The following is an 18668-nucleotide window of genomic DNA, read 5'->3' as shown; positions in this document are numbered from 1 at the left end:
AATGTATAATTAATAAACTATTGTTACCAACCCGGGTTTTGCCCAATTTTCGGATTTTGCAATCTATCTTTTTCCGGGATAGGATATAAATAGAATTTATCATCCCATTTACGCTGTACGGTTGTTAACCATGTTAACTCATTATCGCTGTTAAGTCTTTCGGGGTTTGGTGTGCCGTTGCTTAATGTTGCGGCAATACTTACGTAAGTTACACCAGCCACCTGATTTTCTTTGGCAGGCAATACGGTATAAAAACATACATCAAGTACACCATCATCGTTCAAATCCATTGGTACATCTACTTTTGGCACGTAAAAACCGTTCCAGGTTTGATCCATCAGCTCGCCGCGTTTCCATCTTATAATATCACTGAATCTTAACCCTTCAAAGGCCAGCTCAATACCACGCTCGCGTCTGATCTCCAGCAAAGAAGGATCAGATATGGCAGGGAAATAATTTGTTTTCAGGTACTGATCGGCAACCGTTGGTTTGGTGCCGGTGTTACCGGTTATGCCCGCTCTTCTGCGTAGGGCACCAATGGTTTGATTCCAGTCGCCATCGGTAAGGGTATTCAGTTCGGCTTTTGCTTCAGCATAGTTTAATAATACCTCGGCATAACGCATCACCGGTATAGAATTGGTATTACGACTACCGCCATCCATCGAGGCATCATCCTGCGTTAATTTTATAGGCTGATAACCTGTATAGGTATACGAAAACACCGGCGGGGCTATTTGTTGCGTAGCACCGTTCAGGCGTGTATAGTTACCCATACGTATGGTTTGCTGCAAGCGCATATCGCGGCCTTTTACTTCTTCGGCAAACGGCATGGTTTTATAACCCGGCTTGTCGGTAAACGGTGTACCATCAATATTAAGATAGGTATTCACAAATGTGCGGATGAAGCTTAACCTATCGCCATAGGTAGCACTTGTCCAGTACCAGTTAGAATCGTTAAAAACACCCAATGCAGGGTCAACCACCGCTGCCAGTATCACTTCAGATGCTACCGGGGCCTGGCTGTTGAACAACGCCCTGTAAGTTTTATCGGTACCACCGGTGGTATTTAATGCAAAGCCGCCCTCTGTTATTACTTTTTGTGCCGCTTCAGCCGCCTTTGTAAGTAAGCCTTCGGCAGATGATTGCAGGCCGTACTCGTCATGGTATTTTCTGAAAGTACCCTCAAAAAGGCATACTCTTGATTTAAATGCGTAGGCAACGTATTTAGTGATCAAGCTACGCGTTTTATCAGTACTGTTGATATACTGACCGGCATAATCAAGATCGGCAATAATAGAGTCAACCACGAGTGTGCGTTTATCACGACCGTTATACAAAGCGGGGTCGTCAATTTTCATGGTTTTGTTTATCCATGGCACATCACCAAAACGTCTAAGTTTATCAAAATAAAACCATGCCCTGAAAAAGCGGGCCAAACCTATATAATTTTGGCGCGTTGCAAGCGGCACTGATGGCCTGTTGCAATTTTCAATAAAGTAATTGATATTGCGCAGGCCGGCCCACTCCCAACCGCTGCTTTGACGCGGACCGAAAGCGCCTGGCCTTAAAAAATCGGGTACTGATGTACGAGCAGCATAATCTGCCATGGCATCGCCGCGCACCATTGCGCCGGCATCAGGCAAAATATCATAAAAAGAGTTGGCATAAAGCTGCAAACCTGCCTCACTTGAAAAAACGGTACTGTTAAGCGCTGAATCCTGCGGCAGTTGGTCTAATTTTTTACAGCCGGTTATAATAATGCCTGAAAGCAGCATTATCAGCAATGGCCTTATAAATGTTAATTTTCGGGAAAACATATTTAAGCTATTTAAATTGTTTGTACTAATAATGATTAAAATGTGGCTGTTAAACCTAAGGTTACGCTTTTAAGTATAGGGTAGTTATTACCGTTACCGCTGGTACCATCGGTTAGTATCCTGTCAGATCCGTTGATGCTTTCAGGATCGATATCCTTAGTGATCTTGTACAGCGGCGACCATGTTAACAGGTTTTCTCCTGATACGAATACACGCAGACTGCTCAATTTCACACGTTGAATAAGGCTCAATGGCAGGTTATAACCAATCTGGATATTTTTCATACGCAGGTATGCCGCGTTTTGCAAATATTTGGTTTGCGCCTGGGTTAGCTCACCCGCTCCGTTTTGCGCCACATAGCCGCGGTAACGCGGGAAGTAAGCATCAGGGTTGCTCTCCGACCATATTTTATCAAGCTGCGATACCGGCACTTTGTTGTACGGCCTGTTGTACTGGCCCCAAAAAACTCCGGCTTCTGAACCAGGATACCAATCGCGTTTGGCTACACCCTGAAAGAAGGCCGAGAAGAAGAAGTTGTTCCAATCGGCATCCACACCAATACCATAAGTATACCTTGGCGTTGCGTTACCAATAACTCTTCTGTCGCCCGGGTTGCCCACGGTTTGGTCGCCATCATTGATCACGCCATCGCCGTTTAAATCCCTGAATTTGATATCACCCGGTAAAAGCTGGCCTGTGGTAGACGCCTTGATAAGCGTTTGCTTTGGCGAATTGGCAATATCCTCGGCAGAGGTAAAGTAACCCGCCGTTTCATAGCCCCAAATTTCGCCTACGGTTTGGCCCGCATAGTAATCGCTTAGCTTTTTATCAGGGTTGTTAAACTTGGTAATTTGTGCGGTATAATCGGCAAGGGTTAATCTTATGCCGTAACCAAACGGTTTGTCGGCTACTTTTATCCTGTCTCTCCAGGCAACTGATACCTCCCAGCCCTTGGTTTTCAGATCGGCATAGTTACCTTTCGGAATATCGGTACCAAATACGGCTGGTAAGGTCATACCGGTGGTGAACATATTATTTGTTCTGCGGATGTAAGCATCGCCCGTTACAGATAAACGGTTTGACAGCATACCCAGATCTAAACCTAAGTTTGAAGTATTTGAGGTTTCCCACGTTAAGCCATCAGGCAATACACGCGGCTGACTTGTTTTTTGCGGCAACACGCCATTAAGCACCCTGCCCGATTTGGCAATAACAAACTGCTCTTGAAACTGGTACGAACCAATGCTACCATTACCTAATGAGCCGTATGAAGCCCTGATCTTCAGGTTGGTGACAAGATCTTTTGATACCTTCCAAAAAGGCTCGTTTGATAAACGCCAGCCTGCCGATACTGAAGGGAAGAAAGCGTAACGCTGGTTTGAAGGGAATTTAGATGAACCATCGTACCTGCCGTTAGCTTCAATCAGGTAACGATCTTTATAGGCATAGTTCAACCTGTAAAAACCACCCATAATATCCCAACGTTCCCAACCACCTTTGGTAGTAATACCCTGGCCAAGCGCAAGGTTAATGTCAGTAGCATCTTCAGATATTAAACCGTTACGTACCATTTCCAGGCTCTTGAATGTCGATTGCTCAAAGTTAAAACCGGCCAACGCCTTAAAGTAATGGCCGCCTTTTAATTTCGGCTCGTATTCACTGTAAATATTGGTAGCTACATATTGTGTACGCTGACTAAGGTTTTGCAAATCATTGTAGTTGGTACCTACGTATTCAATAACTCCGGGTTTGCGGCTGTATGGTACAGGTACGCGTTTCCTGTCCTGGTTGTTATCAGTATTCTGGAAAGTGAAATCGCCTTTTACCCTGAACGTGTTATCAAAAAAGTCGGCCGCAAAACCTGTGGTGTTCCTGAACACTCGGGTATCAAAGTTGATACCGTTTTTACCGTAAAAATAATCGCCAACCGAGTATGCTGCCGAATAGGTAAGTGTACCATCGGGATTAAACATAGGTGCCATAGTATGGCCTTCATCGGCAATGTTACGCCATATACTACCACCCTCGCCTACGTTTAGCGGGTTATGGTATTTCATATTTGAGTAATCGGCGTTGTTGTATAACTTTAACCATGGGTAAACCTGTAATGAGGCTTTTGCCCTTAAGTTGTAGATGTTGTAGTCGTCGGAATTATAACGGAACAAACCATCCTGTGAAAAATAACGACCGGTGATCAGGAAGTCGGTTTTACCGCTGTTGCCCGATACCGAAAGGTTATGCTCACGTGCGCTGTTATGATCTTTGTACAGCAGCTTATACCAGTCGGTATTGCCATAGTACTCATACTCACCTGCTGAATTTACGATGGTTGACGGCAACGACGGATCGTTGGCATGTTTCTCCAGTTCGGCTAAGTAAGCCGGTGAAAACTTAACTGTTTTGTTGATATTTTGAGGCGTTTGCGCGTAATCGTTCCATGCGCTCCAGCCTTCGTTAAACATTTTGGCGAAGGTGTAACCGTCGGTAACAAACTCGGGTACCGTAGTTGGGCTTTTTATAGATTGATTGAACGAGTAGCTAACGCTGGTTTTCTCTTTAGATGGATTTTTGGTAGTGATCAATATCACCCCGAAAGCACCACGCGCGCCGTAAATAGCCGCCGAAGCTGCATCTTTAAGTACCGATACGCTGGCCACATCATTAGGGTTAATGCGGCTTGGATCGCCTTCAACACCATCAACCAATACCAGCGCGTTACCACCCTGGCCAATTGAGGTTATACCCCTGATGTTGTACGCCGGCGACTGCACCGGTTTACCATCCAAAGGTACCAGGTTTAAGTTTGGCAATACACCCTGTAAGCCTTGCGAAAGGTTAGGCAGCGAACGGTTTTCCAATACCCTTGAAGTAACCTGGTCAACCGCGCCGGTAAGGTTTTCCTTTTTTTGCGTGCCGTAACCTACTACCAATACCTCGTTCAGGCTACCCGATTGGGCCACCATAGTAATAGTATTTAACTGCGTGGTTTCGCCCGCTTTAATTTTAACACCCGGGATGCGTTTTGCCTCATAAGATATAAAGCTTACCACTACGGTATAGTTACCTTCATCGGCAGTGATCACAAACGCGCCGTTAATATCGGCTTGTGTGCCCCTACCCGATTCAAGCAAGGTTACGGTAGCGCCGGCAAGCGGCTCGCCTTTTTCATCCAAAACCTTACCAACTATTTTACCCGGTTCGGCTTTTTTGTATAGGGTAACAGTACCTTTTACCTCTTCTTTAAACCCTATTCGGGTATCAGCGAAAAGCCTGTTCAATATAGTAGCTAAACGCTCGTTGCTGAACGAGCTGTTCTTGATCTGCACATCCGTAAGGCTAATCAGCAACGGATCGTAAGCGAAATCAATGTTACCGGCCTGCTGGATCTTTTGGATAGAACCTAACAGGGTTTCGTTCTTGAGTGAAACGCTAACGCGTTTATCAAAGATCTGTCCGGTGGTGGGGGCGGCAATAAGTACACCTGCGCCCGCAATAATTATGGTGTAAATAATAAACGTGATACGCATAGCTTTACTTAAGCGACGTAAGTTTTTTTTCATACTTTTGAGTTCTTAGTGAATTTTTAACAGAGAAACTAAGGGCATAAGCTAATAGGGCTCAATCTATTGGCTTTGCAACTACGGCCGGCCTGCTACAGACCGGCTTTTTTTATTTTAATAAATAATTACTTCATTATTCTTCCTCCTGAAAGTGTTTTGATGCACCGAGCATATTATTTTCATTGCCTGGTCAACAGTGTGCGATGAACTGATGGTTACGTTATATTTATAGGATGTTGTCAGTTTGTTTTTGCTGGTTAACTGTACGCCGTAAAGGCTTTTAAATGCCAGCGCCAGCTCTTTAAATGATGCCTGGTTAAGTATGGTTTGCCCATCCGTCCAGGCTTTGCTTTTACCGCCATCGCCCGTAACCATAATGCTGGTATGGTCTTTTATGGAATAGATGATCTTTTGGTCGGGCAGCAACACGGCCAGTTGCCTTTGCTTATCGTTTACCTGTACCCGGCCCGTGCGCACGGTTACGGTGGCGTTATTGAGTTTATTGTAGGCCTTAACATTAAATGATGTACCCAGCACACGGGTAGTAATATTACGGGTGATCACCAAAAACGGGCGTGCGGGATTCTTTTTTACTTCAAAAAACGCTTCGCCTTCGTCAAGATAAATGTTACGGAAAGTTTTGTTCTCAAAATCTTCGCTCACGCGGATGCTGCTCATGGCATTCAGCCACACGGTAGAGCCATCGGGCAATTGCAGTTTACGTACCTGTCCGGTACCTGTTTTAATAATGGTATAGGCTTCTTTATTGCTGTGCTCGGCAGCTTTTTTACGAAAAAGCAGACCAACCGAAATAAGCAATATAGTTACCGCGGCTGCGGCATAGCGGGTAATATTAAGCCAGCGTATTTTTGCAGACGGCGTATCTATCTGCCCTTTTACATGGCGGTAGATCTCTTTCTTTAGTCTGGCTTCTTTTTCGGCAGATAGCGCGTTTTTGTCGCCCTCGTAGCTTTGGTACCACTCGTCAACCAGTTGCCGTTCCTTATCGGTTACGTTATTTTTAAGGTAGCGGTCAATTAATTTTTTTAGTTGCGGTGGCTTCATGCAGTTCTGTGCTTTTTACATATACATGTTGCACAGAAACCGCTTTACTACTTCTATTTTACATCAACTTTGCGTTAACTTTTCGTAAACAGGATAACGAACAGCGCGAAGCAATGCATATAACGGTCGGGATATTCCACCTTTAAGCGGCGCTTTAAACGCTTTAGGGCTTCGGTGATATTGTTTGATACGGTTTGCTCGGCAAGGTTAAGGCTTTCGGCTATTTCCTTCACCGAATAGCTATCGCTCCGCAATAAAAAAGATTGTTTCATATTGGCAGGCATCACCTCCACTTCTTCGCTCACTATTTTTTCGAGATCGAAGTAGGTAGATAAGCCTTCCGGAGAGTAAGTGAGTTCGCTCATGCGCTCCAAAGCATTCTCAATGGCGCTCTGTTTAATGTTTTCCGACCGGAAGTGATGCAATACCTTTAGCTTAACCGCGCCGAACAGGAACTGCCTTAAACTGGTGTTTATTTGCAGTTCATTACGCTTTTGCCAGAGGTCTATGAGCAGGTTTTGTACTATATCTTTAGCGGTATCCTCATCATCTACCCTGGTTTGAGCTGCTATATAAAGGGACTTCCAATAACGATCGTAAAGTATATCAAAAGCATTTGTATTATCTTGCTTAAGCCTTTCCACCAATTCATCGTCAGTAAGCGAAGTATCACATTTGCGCATGCCGCAAATGTAAACCACCAAAGTAAAGTGAATGTTAAGTAAAGAGGTATTAAGTTTATAAATTAGTTAGGAAGTGAATTAGCGGTGGATTTTTTTAATGAGGAGAAATAGTTATATTAAAACTTTTAAACTACTAATGGAAAAACTTGAACATCTAAAATTAATTTACCACGAAAGATTACGCGATGAAGCAAGCATACCTGAAAAAATAAAAGAGCCAAATGGTATTTATTATTATGTACCTTTTTTAGAATTTGTCAATGTTGTTCGTGCTTTATATGAAATTAATGTAAACAACGATTATAAAAAAGCCCGGGAACTATTTTATAAAGCAGCACTTATACCCGAATTTATGAGCCGTAAATTTGACTGGCGGGTTATTGATAGCGGTATTTATCAAATTAGCTATGCATTATTCTCTGATAGTAAAGACTTGATCAATACCTATTCTGTATTAAAGAACAAAGCAAATAACGAAACAGGTATAGGCTATCAATTTACTAACGTTGTTCAGAATATATTGCTTGATGACTGGGAAAAAGTAGCATGGAATATCCATTGCTTTACACGACTTACCAAAGTAAAAAGTCTTTCAAAATATGCAAATATCTTACCTGTTTTAGAAGGTTTCGCACAAAAGGATCCTGACCTGATTAGAAAAGGATTGATAGATTATTTAAGCACACATGTAAAACGTAATAGTAACAACGAATTATATTGTAACTTTCTTTCAATTGACACCGCAGGATTTACAAAATTGGCGTGGATAAAGGGTTATCAAATTGACTTAAACAGCCCGTTGGTACCAATTAAATTGATGCCGGTTGAACCGGTTGATACCTATTCAGGTTACAGTTATATTTCATAACAATATTAAATCTCCATCAAAAACGAGAATAGCGAAGGAATCACCCTCGCTATTCTCGTTTTTTCGAAGGATAGTACTCCGCTAAATACTGTTCTTAAGGTTATCTTTTCGAATTTGAGCCCATTCGGGCGTTCCATAAAAAAATGGATGTACCGCAGTTATGCGCTAACTCTATCGGCTATAAGTTTACGCTTATGGAAATGGGGACTGGTACTTTTACTTCAACCCAGACCAATGGATGTTTACAGAGTGGTTGCCTGGCTCGGCTGGACAGGCAACTTATTGGTAGCTGAACTTATTATCTATTTTATATTTAGTAAAAAAAGATAACCTTTTTCTTGTGCGCATGTATTTTAACACTTATTCGGTTATAAATTTTCGTTTAAAAAAGTATTGATAACACAAAATCGGCAAAAATACCCTATTTTGGAAATGGAAATACTATTAAATGACCATTCTGAAACGAGCAATTGAGTTAATAAGGGTCTTTACGCCTTGTAAAGTGCTATTGCTGATGTTTTTTTTAAGCGCTCAAACTACTATTGCTCAACCACCAAATATCACTTATCCAACTCCTCAAACATACATTATTAACACCCCCATTACTCCATTAACACCCGTAAACAATGGCGGCCCTATGGGTAACTACGGTGAGGTAATTACATTGGCGGGTACCGGAGTAGCGGGTACAACTAATGGGGCGGGTGATATTGCAAAATTTAGTGCACCACGCGGTATTGGTGTTGCCGCCGATGGTAATATTTTTGTAACAGAAATTGATAATAACCAAATACGGCGTATAACCCCGGCAGGCTTTGTAAGCACATACGCAGGTACTGGTATAGCCGGTTATAAAGATGGCAGTTTAACGTCATCACAATTTAACAGACCGGCAGGGCTTACCTTTGATTTAACAGGCAATATGTACATAGCCGACGAAAACAATCAAATGGTACGCAAAATAGCTACCGATGGCACCGTGAGTAAGGTAGCAGGTTCAGGTAATCGCGGTTTTGATAATGGCCCTGCTAATTTAGCTACTTTCAGAGAGCCCGGCGCGCTTGTTACTGATGCCTTAGGAAATATATTTGTGGTGGATGCTAATAACCTTGTAATACGCAAAATAAACACATTGGGTATTGTGAGCACTTTTACGGGGACCGGCCGGCCGGGCTCTACTAATGGAGGCCCAACTACAGCTTCTTTTTTAGCCCCATATGGCATTACCATTGATAAAGCCGGCTATTTATATGTGGCTGATGTTATAAACCATATAGTCAGACAAATATCGCCTACCGGGTTTGTTAACACATATGCCGGCAATGGTATTCCCGGAGATAAGGATGCGCCTCTTCCGCGTGATGCCTCTTTTGCCTACCCTACAGGTGTGGCAATTGATAACAATGGCACCCTATATATTGCCGATCGTAATAATCATAAAATAAAGCGCGTTACCCCAGGCGGGGTAGTAACCACTTTGGCAGGTACCGGTTTACCGGGTAACAGAAACGGAAAGGGGACTGAAGCAAGCTTCCGCAATCCGTCCGGGGTAGCGATTGGACCGGGTGGAGTGATATATGTTGCCGATGAATTAAATAACCTGATACGCAAAATAGATATTAATGGCTATTACACTATTAGCCCTAAACTACCTGCCGGATTAACCTTTGACGAAACCACAGGGCAGATAAGCGGTACGCCTACAGTAACCTCACCGGCAAGAAATTATACTGTTACCGCATACAATTCTGCCGGCAGCAATTCTTTTATTGTGAATATTACGGTGTTGCCTGCTTCGGTTTTTACATTTAACCCTATACCTGATAAAACTGTTTGCGATGCTGATTTTGATGCCGGAGCCACAGGTAATTTCCCTATTGTGTACAGCAGCGATAATGCCGCAGTCGCCATGGTTGTAGCAGGCAAAATACACATTACAGGGCCGGGTATGGCAAACATCACTGCTACCATGAATGGCATCCCAAAAACAAATGTATTAACCGTAACGCTGGCTGTAAGCCCAACGGTTAGCATTAATGACCCGGGGGTGGTATGCACCGGCGTGGCTGTAACATTTACTGCCGCTACGGTTAATGGTGGCGATAGTCCAAACTATCAATGGCAGGTTAACGGTATTTCTACAGGTAATAACAGTTCAACATTTACCACAAACAGTCTTGCCCAGGGTGATATTATGCAATGTATCATTACAAGTAATTCAACTGCATGTTTAACCTCTACTACGGCCTCGTCAAATAAAGTAATTATTAACACATTACCAGGTACTACCCTATCTGTAATTATAGCACCTATATCAGAATATCCGCTTTGTAATGGCGGTGATGTTACATTTAAAGCTACCGTAAACGCCGGGAATACCGCTATTAATTATCAATGGCAGGTTAACAATATAAACACGGGCAATAACAGTGACGTTTTCACCTCTATACAACTTAAAGCCGGCGATGTATTACGCTGCACTGTAAGTAGTGCGGCTGCTTGTGTAATACCAGCTGTAAGCCCATCATTTCAGGCAGTTATTTTTCCTAATCCATCTGCTAAGTTGCAAAATCAATTTATTGCAGAGCTTGGAAAACCGGTGCAGCTAAACCCTAATATATATAGCGATATTAATGACATTAAGAGCTTCAAATGGTCGCCGGATAACGGACTTAACAACCCAAACATAGCCAACCCGATAGCCAACCCGTTAAATACCACAACTTACTCACTCGAAATTACTTCGGTTAACGATTGTATGCTTGAATTAACTACAGTTGTAATTGTACAGAAACCTATAGTTATTCCTAACACTTTTAGCCCTAATGCTGATGGCATTAACGATACCTGGAAAATAAACGGTCTTTTAGATTACCCTGATTGCCTTGTAAATATATACAACCGCTACGGAAGCATTGTTTACCGCTCTGCAGGCTATTCAAAACCATGGGATGGTACACGTAACGGCAATAATTTACCGGCAGCAACCTATTATTACATTATAAGTTTTAAAGGTAATAAGCCAGCATTATCAGGCAATGTAACTATACTACGTTAGCATTCTTCGTAAAAAAACAATCCCCTTCTTAAAAAACGCATCCACTTAGTGTAAAAATGACACTTTATTAAGTGTTTTACTTGCCTTATTGCTTAAATTTGCAGCATAAACAGCGGAAATTGCCGCATAATTTATTCCGGTTTGAAAAAGAGTTTATTCCCGCTTTTGCTTGGGGGCTTAGGTATAGGTACTACCGAGTTTGTAATGATGGGCCTGCTGCCCGATATAGCGAAGGACTTTAATATCAGCATTCCTGTTGCAGGTCACTTAATATCGGCCTACGCGCTTGGTGTGGTAATTGGCGCGCCTTTGCTGGTAGTAATGAGCAGCAGCTTTGCACCCAAAAAGATCTTGCTGGCGTTAATGATGATCTTCACTGTTTTCAACGCGTTTTCGGCATTCGCGCCTAATAATACAACCTTGTTCTTAGCTCGCCTGTTCGCGGGTTTACCGCATGGCGCTTTCTTTGGCGTGGGCTCGGTAGTAGCCAGCCGCCTGGCCGACAAGGGCAAACAGGCACAGGCCATATCCATGATGTTTGCCGGGCTTACCATCGCTAACCTGCTTACCGTGCCGCTGGGCACCTATATTGGTCACCATTATTCGTGGAGGTTTACCTTCGGCATAGTGGCTTTTATTGGGGTGGTAACTTTAATCTTCCTGAAAATATGGCTGCCTGCCTTACCGGTGAGCCGCAGCGGTAATATCAAATCAGAAATGAGCCTGTTTAAACGTGTTGATGCCTGGCTGATCATTTTGATCACTGCTATCGGTACCGGCGGCTTATTCGCCTGGATCAGCTATATAGCCCCTTTGATGACCGAAGTTTCGCATTTCGCTGCTAATAGTGTTTCGTATATACTGGTGCTGGCGGGTTTCGGCATGGTGGTTGGTAATGTAATTGGCGGTAAACTGGCCGATAAAGTTGAACCGGTTAAAGCCTGCGCGGTATTGTTAATAGCAATGGCTATTACGCTGGTTGCCATTTACTTCTTATCGGGCAGCCAGGTAATATCACTGGCACTTACTTTTATTGCCGGGGCTTTATCAATAGCACTTGCCTCCCCTATTCAAATATTAATGATCAATACCGCCAAAGGTGCCGAAATGCTGGGCGCGGCAGTTACACAGGCTGCCTTCAACATTGGCAACGCGCTGGGTGCTTTCTTTGGCGGCTTGCCTATTGCCGTGGGCTTGGGTTATAATTCGCCATCGGTAGTGGGTGCAATAATGGCCGTTATCGGTGTGCTGTTTGCCTTGTTATTCATAAAAATTCAAAACACAAGCGAAGAAAAGATCATCCGCGAGAGCGAACTTATTGCCTGAGTACTTCGTACACTTACCTATTATAAATAGCGTTAATTAAAGTTTAAGTTTTATTAACGCTATTTTTGTATACCAATTAATCCGAAAAAATACTGTAGCACTTATGTTTAAAGCATTTAAGCTATTCTTCTTTATTTTATTTTATACGATATGCACTCAAGGGCTTAACGCCGCCAATATCAAAAGCATTGGTGTGCCCTACGTTCATAACTATACCAAGAGCATTTATCAGTCGGGCAATCAAAACTGGGCCGAAACCAAGGATGCAAACGGCATGATGTACTTTGGCAACTCGGAAGGCTTGCTATCATTCGACGGACGAAACTGGCAGTTATACCGCCTGCCCAACAACCTCATCGTTCGCGCGGTAGCGGCAGATGGTCACGGCAAAATCTATACCGGTGCCTTCGGCGAAATTGGGTACTGGGCCAACGATAGTAACGGGCAGTTCAAATACACATCCCTCGTAAAACTCATCCCCAAAAAGTACCAGCTTAACGAAGAAGTGTGGAAGATTTATGTAGATAAAGACAGGATCATCTTTCAATCTTTCGGGGTGATCTATATTTACAGCAAGGGTAAAATAAGCGCCATAAAAACCAATCAGCCCTATCTGTTCCTGTTTAAGGCGGGTAACCGTTACCTTATTGAAAGGGTGGGCACCGGCTTGTTCGAGCTAAAAGGCGACAGCCTCAGCTATATTAAAGGAAGTAACATTTTAGGTATCGGTGTATTATCTATACTCCCTTTCGACAAAACCCGCTACCTGATAGCCACCGCCAAAAACGGCTTTTACCTGTACGATGGCATCAGCATAACACCATGGAAAACACAGGCTGACGATTTTATAAAGCGCTACCAGATCAATAACGGCGTAGTGATACCCGGCAACTACTTCGCCTTTGGCACCATCCTCAACGGTATTATAATTATCGACGCGGCGGGCAACGTGGTGCAGCATATCAATAAATCGAGCGGATTGCAGAATAATACCGTTTTGAGTCTTTACCTGGATAATGAGCAGAACCTTTGGGCCGGGCTTGATAACGGGATAGACTGTATTGAGGTGATCTCGCCCCTGTACTTTTACTTTGATAAAACCGGCAAGTTCGGTACGGTATACTCCAGTATTATCAACAATAATAAAATATACCTGGGCACCAACCAGGGTTTGTTTTACAGCGACTGGCTGCCGGGCAATAAAAACCAGTTGTTTCAGTCGTTTGATTTTAAGCTGATCCCGGGCACGCAGGGTCAGGTTTGGGATTTATCGCTCATTGACGGTAAACTCCTCTGCGGGCATAACGACGGAACCTTTCAGGTAGATGGTGATGCCATCACCAAAATATCATCTGAAAACGGTGGCTGGAACATCAAAAAAATAAGCGACACCCAACTTATACAAGGCACCTATAATGGTATTGTTATATATCGTAAAGATGCCGCGGGCAATTGGGTATATGATTATAAGATAAAAGACTTTAACCTGCCCTCGAAATACCTGGAACGCGACAGCAAGGGCCAAATATGGGTGAGCCATGCTTACAAGGGAATTTATAAGATAACCCTTAGTGCCGATGGGCGTAGCGCGGCATCAATTAAATATTACGACCAACGGCAGGGCCTGCCCGGAAGTTATAACATCAACGTGTTTGATTTTGATAACCGCATATTGTTCTCCAGCAACTCCGGCTTTTATGTTTATGACGATATAACCGACCGCTTTTTTAAATACGATCAGTTTAATAAAATACTTGGGGCTTATGCCGCCTCAAACAAGATCATCCCGGCGGCGGGCAAAAAATATTGGTTTATTAACCACGGCCGCGTGGCACTGGCCGATTTTTCGGTAACCGGCAAGGTAAAGATAGACTCGAACAGTTTTAGCGTGCTCAACGGCCGTATGGTGCAGTATTATGAAAACATCAGCCGTATCAGCAGTTCCATTTATTTAATAAGTGTTGATGATGGTTTTGTAATTTATGATGATAACAACGCGCTTACCAAAGCCATCAACCTGCCCAAAGTATTGATACGCCGGGTTGAAAAAGTGGCCGACAGGGTGAGCACCATCCGCAACCGCGATAATATTGAAATTCCGTACCGGCAAAATAATATCCGCATCACCTACTCGCTGCCTTATTACCGGCAATCGAAAATCAAGTTCCAGTATTTTCTTAAAGGGTACTCCAAACAATGGTCGGACTGGAGTATACAGGCACAAAAAGAGTTTACCAATCTCGATCAGGGTGACTACGAATTTCAGGTCCGTGCGCAGGTGAACGACCAGGTATCGGAAATAACCACTTTAACTTTTACCGTTTTGCCGCCATGGTATGCTACCAAAATAGCGTTCCTGTTTTATGTGTTGCTCATTATAGCTTCTTATTACGGTGTTAAGCGCTATTATAAGTACAAACTGCATAAGCACAAGGTTCATTTACAGCAAAAGCTACAGCACGAAAAAGAAGAGTTTTTGAAACAGGAAGCCACCGCGCACGAGCAGCGCCTGGTGAAGATCCGTAACGAGCAGTTGCAGGCTGATCTGGCTGGCAAAAGCCGCGAACTGGCTAACTCGGCCATGAACATTGTTTACAAAAATGAGCTGCTGCAAAAGATACATGATGAAATTGCCGAACTGAAAGATTCGAACGGCAAAAAATTATCGGCAGACCAGCTGCGCAAAATTCAGAAAGTAATTGACGATGGCATGAACGACGAGCGCGACTGGATACTGTTTGAAAACAGCTTTAATGAAACCCACGAAAACTTTTTCAAGAAGTTAAAAGCTAAACATCCCGACCTTGTACCAAACGACCTTAAACTGTGCGCCTACCTGCGCATGAACATGAATAGTAAAGAAATGGCATCGTTATTGAACATCTCATTAAGGGGGATAGAAATACGGCGCTACAGGCTGCGTAAAAAGCTCAATTTAGAGCATGATAAGAACCTCGTGGAGTTTCTCATGGAGCTATAACACTACATCATTACCTCTCATAACTGTAAAAATGTATGTTTAACAGCTTATTAATTTGAGTGTGTATTGAGTACGCCTTTATAAAATTCAATTAATTAACTATCAAATAGTTACAAAACAACCTGTTGCCTGTTGTGAAACTATTTTAACTGTGATGTAGTAATGTAGAGTGGCTATTATTGTAACATCTCAATTCTCTTCTCAATTTTGGTAACACAAAACACAATTGTTAAAACCAATTTTTAATTAACCATTTTATGAAGAGAATAATTACAATCTCACTGTGTGGGTTATTGTGTCTGCTTTTCATCAACAGGGCATCTGCACAAAACATTACCGTAAAGGGAACAGTAACAGATTCCAAAACAGGCGAAACCCTGGTTGGTGTAAGCATCGCAGTTAAATCAACTCAAACCGGCACCCAAACCGGTCCCGACGGAAAATTCACGCTTTCTGCCGCGCCCACAGCCGAATTATCGATCAGCTACATCGGTTACGCTACACAAACCATAGCAGTAGCCGGAAAAACAGACATCGATGTTAAATTAGTAGCCCAAACCAACGAACTGCAACAGGTTGTGGTAGTAGGTTACGGTACGCAGCGCAAGCTTGACGTAACGGGTTCGGTAGTACAAATTAAAGGTGAAGAAATTTCCAAACAATCATCAGTAAACCCTATCAGTTCGTTACAAGGTAAGGTAGCCGGTGTACAAATCACTAATTCAGGCTCACCAGGCGCATCGCCCGAAGTTCGTATTCGTGGTTTAGGTACGGTATATGGTAACGCCAACCCATTATATGTTGTTGATGGCGTATGGTATGATGATATCAGCTTTCTTAACCCTAATGATGTTGAGAGTTTGAGCGTGTTAAAAGATGCGTCATCTGAAGCCATATACGGTATCAGGGCTGCAAATGGTGTTATACTAATAACAACTAAAAAGGGCTCAAAAAACACCAAGGCAACTGTTAACTATGATGGCATTGTTGGTAACCAGGTTATTACCAACGAATTTAAATTAGCTAATGGCCAGCAGTACGCTACTATAATTAACGAGCTCGACGTTTTAGGAGGTGCGGCACAGGGCCGTTATGCCGATCCGAATAGTTTCGGTACTACTGACTGGAACCACCAGATATACAGAAACGCATTAATTACTAACCACAACTTAACAGTAAACGGAGGTAATGATAAATCAACCTATAACGTAGCATTCGGCTATCTGAAACAGGATGGTATAGTTAGTACAAATACGTTTGACAGATATACGCTAAGGATAAAGAATGATTTTGAACTATCGCAATATTTGAAAGTAGGTTATACCCTTACCGGTAACCTTAATCAATCGAGAGATATTGACGGTTCAATTTTCCACCAAACCTATGCTGCAGTACCAATTGTTCCGGTAAGATATGCTGATGGAACATATGGCGACCCTAATGATTTTAACGTTACCAGTTCGGCAATGTTTAATCCGCAGGTAACCCTTGACTTTTTTAATCAGCGTTCAAAAACATACCGTGCCAATGGTAACGTATACGCCGACTTAAAATTCGCTAAACATTTCACATTCCATACCAGCTTAGGAGGCGATTACGGACAAGGCGCGGTAACCAATTATTCGCCGCTTTATACCGCTACGTTTTCACAACGCAGCACCAAAAGCACGTTAACACTTACCAATAATCAAACCCGTAACTGGATATTTGAAAACACGTTAACCTATCAAAATACATTTAATAAAGATCATTCATTAACTGTATTATTAGGCCAGGGAGCACAATCGTACAGGTTTAATCAAACTATCGAATCGGCAGAGAACGTGCCGGATAATGGTAATGGCTATTACCTTTCACAGGGTAACAACTATAAACTTAAAGATGTTGAATACGGCCAGTATCCGCTATACAGCACTGTAAGTTCATACTTTGGCAGGGTAAATTATTCATTTAAAAGCCGCTACCTGTTAAATGCTACGTTACGTGCAGATGGTTCATCGAAATTTTCGCCAAGCGAACGTTGGGGTTATTTCCCTGCAGTAGGTGCGGGTTGGGTAATCAGCGAAGAAGAGTTCATGAAAAACCAAAGCTTCTTTAATACATTAAAGCTACGCGGAAGCTGGGGTAAGAATGGTAACATGGGTGTACCAGCTGCACTTTCTACACTTGTTGTTACCCAAAATGATGGTTTAATTTATGTAGGTCCGGGTGGCTATACCAGTCCGGGTGCCAATATTACCACAATTGTACCGGATCAGATCTATTGGGAAAAAAGTTCGGGTACAGATATAGGTATCGAAGCATCAATGCTGAAAAACAGGTTATATGCCGAAGTAGGCTACTATGATAAAAGAACAGACCGCGCAATATTTGATGCGCCTATTCTTAGCTCTATTGGTTTATCTTCAAGTTCAGGTTCATCAATTATTTCAAACCAGGCAACTTTCCAAAATAAAGGTTTCGAGTTTTTAGTAACCTGGAAAGATAAAATAGGTAAAGACTTTGGATACACGCTTAGCGGAAACTTAGGTATTAACCAAAACAAGGTATTATCTGTAGCCGGTAATAATTATATTGATCAGGCAGTAAATACAGTAGGTTCGGCCAATATCAATACACATACCGTATTAGGCCAGCCTATAGGCCAATTCTATGGATTGAAAGTAGTAGGCATATTCCAAACCCCGGAAGAGGTAGCGGCCTATAAAAAAGGCGACAATCAAATTATGCCAAATGCCAAAGCAGGCGATTTCAAATATCAGGATGTTAATAATGATGGTGTAATTGACGATAAAGACCGTGTTGTTTTAGGTAACCCTAATCCTAAATTCACGTATGGCTTTAACACAGCGTTTACCTATAAAAACTTCGACCTTGCCATAGATGTTCAGGGTGTTGCCGGTGTTGATATATATAATGCAAATGTTGCGTTACGTTTCGGTACCGAAAACTACAGCCAGGATTTCTTTAATAACCGCTGGCATGGTGCAGGTACTTCAAATACCTACCCCTCTGCAAATATCGCCGGAGGCCAAAACAATCGTTCAAACTCATTCTATGTTGAAAGCGGCAGTTACGTTCGTGTAAGAAACATGCAATTGGGTTACACCATTCCAACAGCGATAACCAGCAAACTTAACATCAACCGTCTTAGGGTATTTGTTAATGCTCAAAACGCGCTAAACTTCTTCAGTTACAAAGGCTTCAGCCCTGAAGTTGGCGGCGGCGCTACAAGAGCCGGTGTTGATGCTAACGTGTATCCGCTGTATGCTACTTACAATTTTGGCGTAAATGTTGGTTTTTAACCTTAA

Annotated in this window: 10 protein-coding genes; 6 read left to right on the top strand and 4 right to left on the bottom strand. The window is 42.7% G+C overall.

The annotated features are described in order from the left end of the window. Positions 1 to 23: 23 nt before the first annotated feature. From ABD894_RS10330 to ABD894_RS10315, 4 genes are all read right to left on the bottom strand, one after another. Entirely contained in the window at positions 24 to 1817 is a 1794-nt protein-coding gene (locus tag ABD894_RS10330; protein WP_345210946.1) for a RagB/SusD family nutrient uptake outer membrane protein, read from the bottom strand. Positions 1818 to 1852: 35 nt separating this feature from the next. Continuing rightward, positions 1853 to 5377: a SusC/RagA family TonB-linked outer membrane protein gene (locus ABD894_RS10325; RefSeq protein WP_345210945.1), complete on the bottom strand. Its 3525-nt coding sequence runs from the start codon at positions 5375 to 5377 to the stop codon at positions 1853 to 1855. A gap of 114 nt (positions 5378 to 5491) precedes the next feature. After that, positions 5492 to 6442 (bottom strand): FecR family protein, encoded by a 951-nt coding sequence (locus ABD894_RS10320; protein WP_345210944.1) that lies wholly within the window; start codon positions 6440 to 6442, stop codon positions 5492 to 5494. A 74-nt stretch (positions 6443 to 6516) separates the two neighbouring features. After that, a complete protein-coding gene (locus tag ABD894_RS10315; protein WP_345210943.1) occupies positions 6517 to 7125 on the bottom strand; it encodes an RNA polymerase sigma factor in 609 nt (202 codons plus the stop codon). Positions 7126 to 7261: 136 nt separating this feature from the next. On the opposite strand from ABD894_RS10315, the gene ABD894_RS10310 reads away from it, so the two are divergent. The 6 genes from ABD894_RS10310 (at position 7262) to ABD894_RS10290 (ending at position 18662) form a co-directional block, all read left to right on the top strand. Then, positions 7262 to 7993, top strand: a complete 732-nt coding sequence (locus ABD894_RS10310; RefSeq protein WP_345210942.1) for an Imm49 family immunity protein — start codon at positions 7262 to 7264, stop codon at positions 7991 to 7993. A gap of 147 nt (positions 7994 to 8140) precedes the next feature. Then, positions 8141 to 8323 (top strand): DUF2306 domain-containing protein, encoded by a 183-nt coding sequence (locus tag ABD894_RS28130; RefSeq protein ID WP_425562939.1) that lies wholly within the window; start codon positions 8141 to 8143, stop codon positions 8321 to 8323. 184 nt (positions 8324 to 8507) lie between these two features. Then, on the top strand, positions 8508 to 11051 hold the full coding sequence (locus ABD894_RS10305; protein ID WP_345210941.1) for a T9SS type B sorting domain-containing protein: 2544 nt from the start codon (positions 8508 to 8510) through the stop codon (positions 11049 to 11051). Between the two features lie 141 nt (positions 11052 to 11192). Next, positions 11193 to 12377, top strand: a complete 1185-nt coding sequence (locus ABD894_RS10300; protein ID WP_345210940.1) for an MFS transporter — start codon at positions 11193 to 11195, stop codon at positions 12375 to 12377. Positions 12378 to 12480: 103 nt separating this feature from the next. After that, positions 12481 to 15357, top strand: coding sequence for a ligand-binding sensor domain-containing protein (locus tag ABD894_RS10295; RefSeq protein WP_345210939.1), 2877 nt, complete (start codon positions 12481 to 12483; stop codon positions 15355 to 15357). 257 nt (positions 15358 to 15614) lie between these two features. Next, positions 15615 to 18662: a SusC/RagA family TonB-linked outer membrane protein gene (locus ABD894_RS10290; protein WP_345210938.1), complete on the top strand. Its 3048-nt coding sequence runs from the start codon at positions 15615 to 15617 to the stop codon at positions 18660 to 18662. Positions 18663 to 18668: the final 6 nt, after the last annotated feature.

Source organism: Mucilaginibacter gynuensis, assembly GCF_039541195.1.
Taxonomy (GTDB): domain Bacteria; phylum Bacteroidota; class Bacteroidia; order Sphingobacteriales; family Sphingobacteriaceae; genus Mucilaginibacter; species Mucilaginibacter gynuensis.
This window is presented reverse-complemented; position numbering and strand designations above follow the sequence as displayed.

Bases quoted from the DNA above. Each gene is read 5' to 3' on its own strand.
- ABD894_RS10315 (WP_345210943.1), bottom strand. From the start codon at position 7,125: ATGCGCAAATGTGATACTTCGCTTACTGACGATGAATTGGTGGAAAGG.
- ABD894_RS10325 (WP_345210945.1), bottom strand. From the start codon at position 5,377: ATGAAAAAAAACTTACGTCGCTTAAGTAAAGCTATGCGTATCACGTTT.
- ABD894_RS10330 (WP_345210946.1), bottom strand. From the start codon at position 1,817: ATGTTTTCCCGAAAATTAACATTTATAAGGCCATTGCTGATAATGCTG.
- ABD894_RS10305 (WP_345210941.1), top strand. From the start codon at position 8,508: ATGTTTTTTTTAAGCGCTCAAACTACTATTGCTCAACCACCAAATATC.
- ABD894_RS10295 (WP_345210939.1), top strand. From the start codon at position 12,481: ATGTTTAAAGCATTTAAGCTATTCTTCTTTATTTTATTTTATACGATA.
- ABD894_RS10310 (WP_345210942.1), top strand. From the start codon at position 7,262: ATGGAAAAACTTGAACATCTAAAATTAATTTACCACGAAAGATTACGC.
- ABD894_RS28130 (WP_425562939.1), top strand. From the start codon at position 8,141: ATGTACCGCAGTTATGCGCTAACTCTATCGGCTATAAGTTTACGCTTA.
- ABD894_RS10290 (WP_345210938.1), top strand. From the start codon at position 15,615: ATGAAGAGAATAATTACAATCTCACTGTGTGGGTTATTGTGTCTGCTT.
- ABD894_RS10320 (WP_345210944.1), bottom strand. From the start codon at position 6,442: ATGAAGCCACCGCAACTAAAAAAATTAATTGACCGCTACCTTAAAAAT.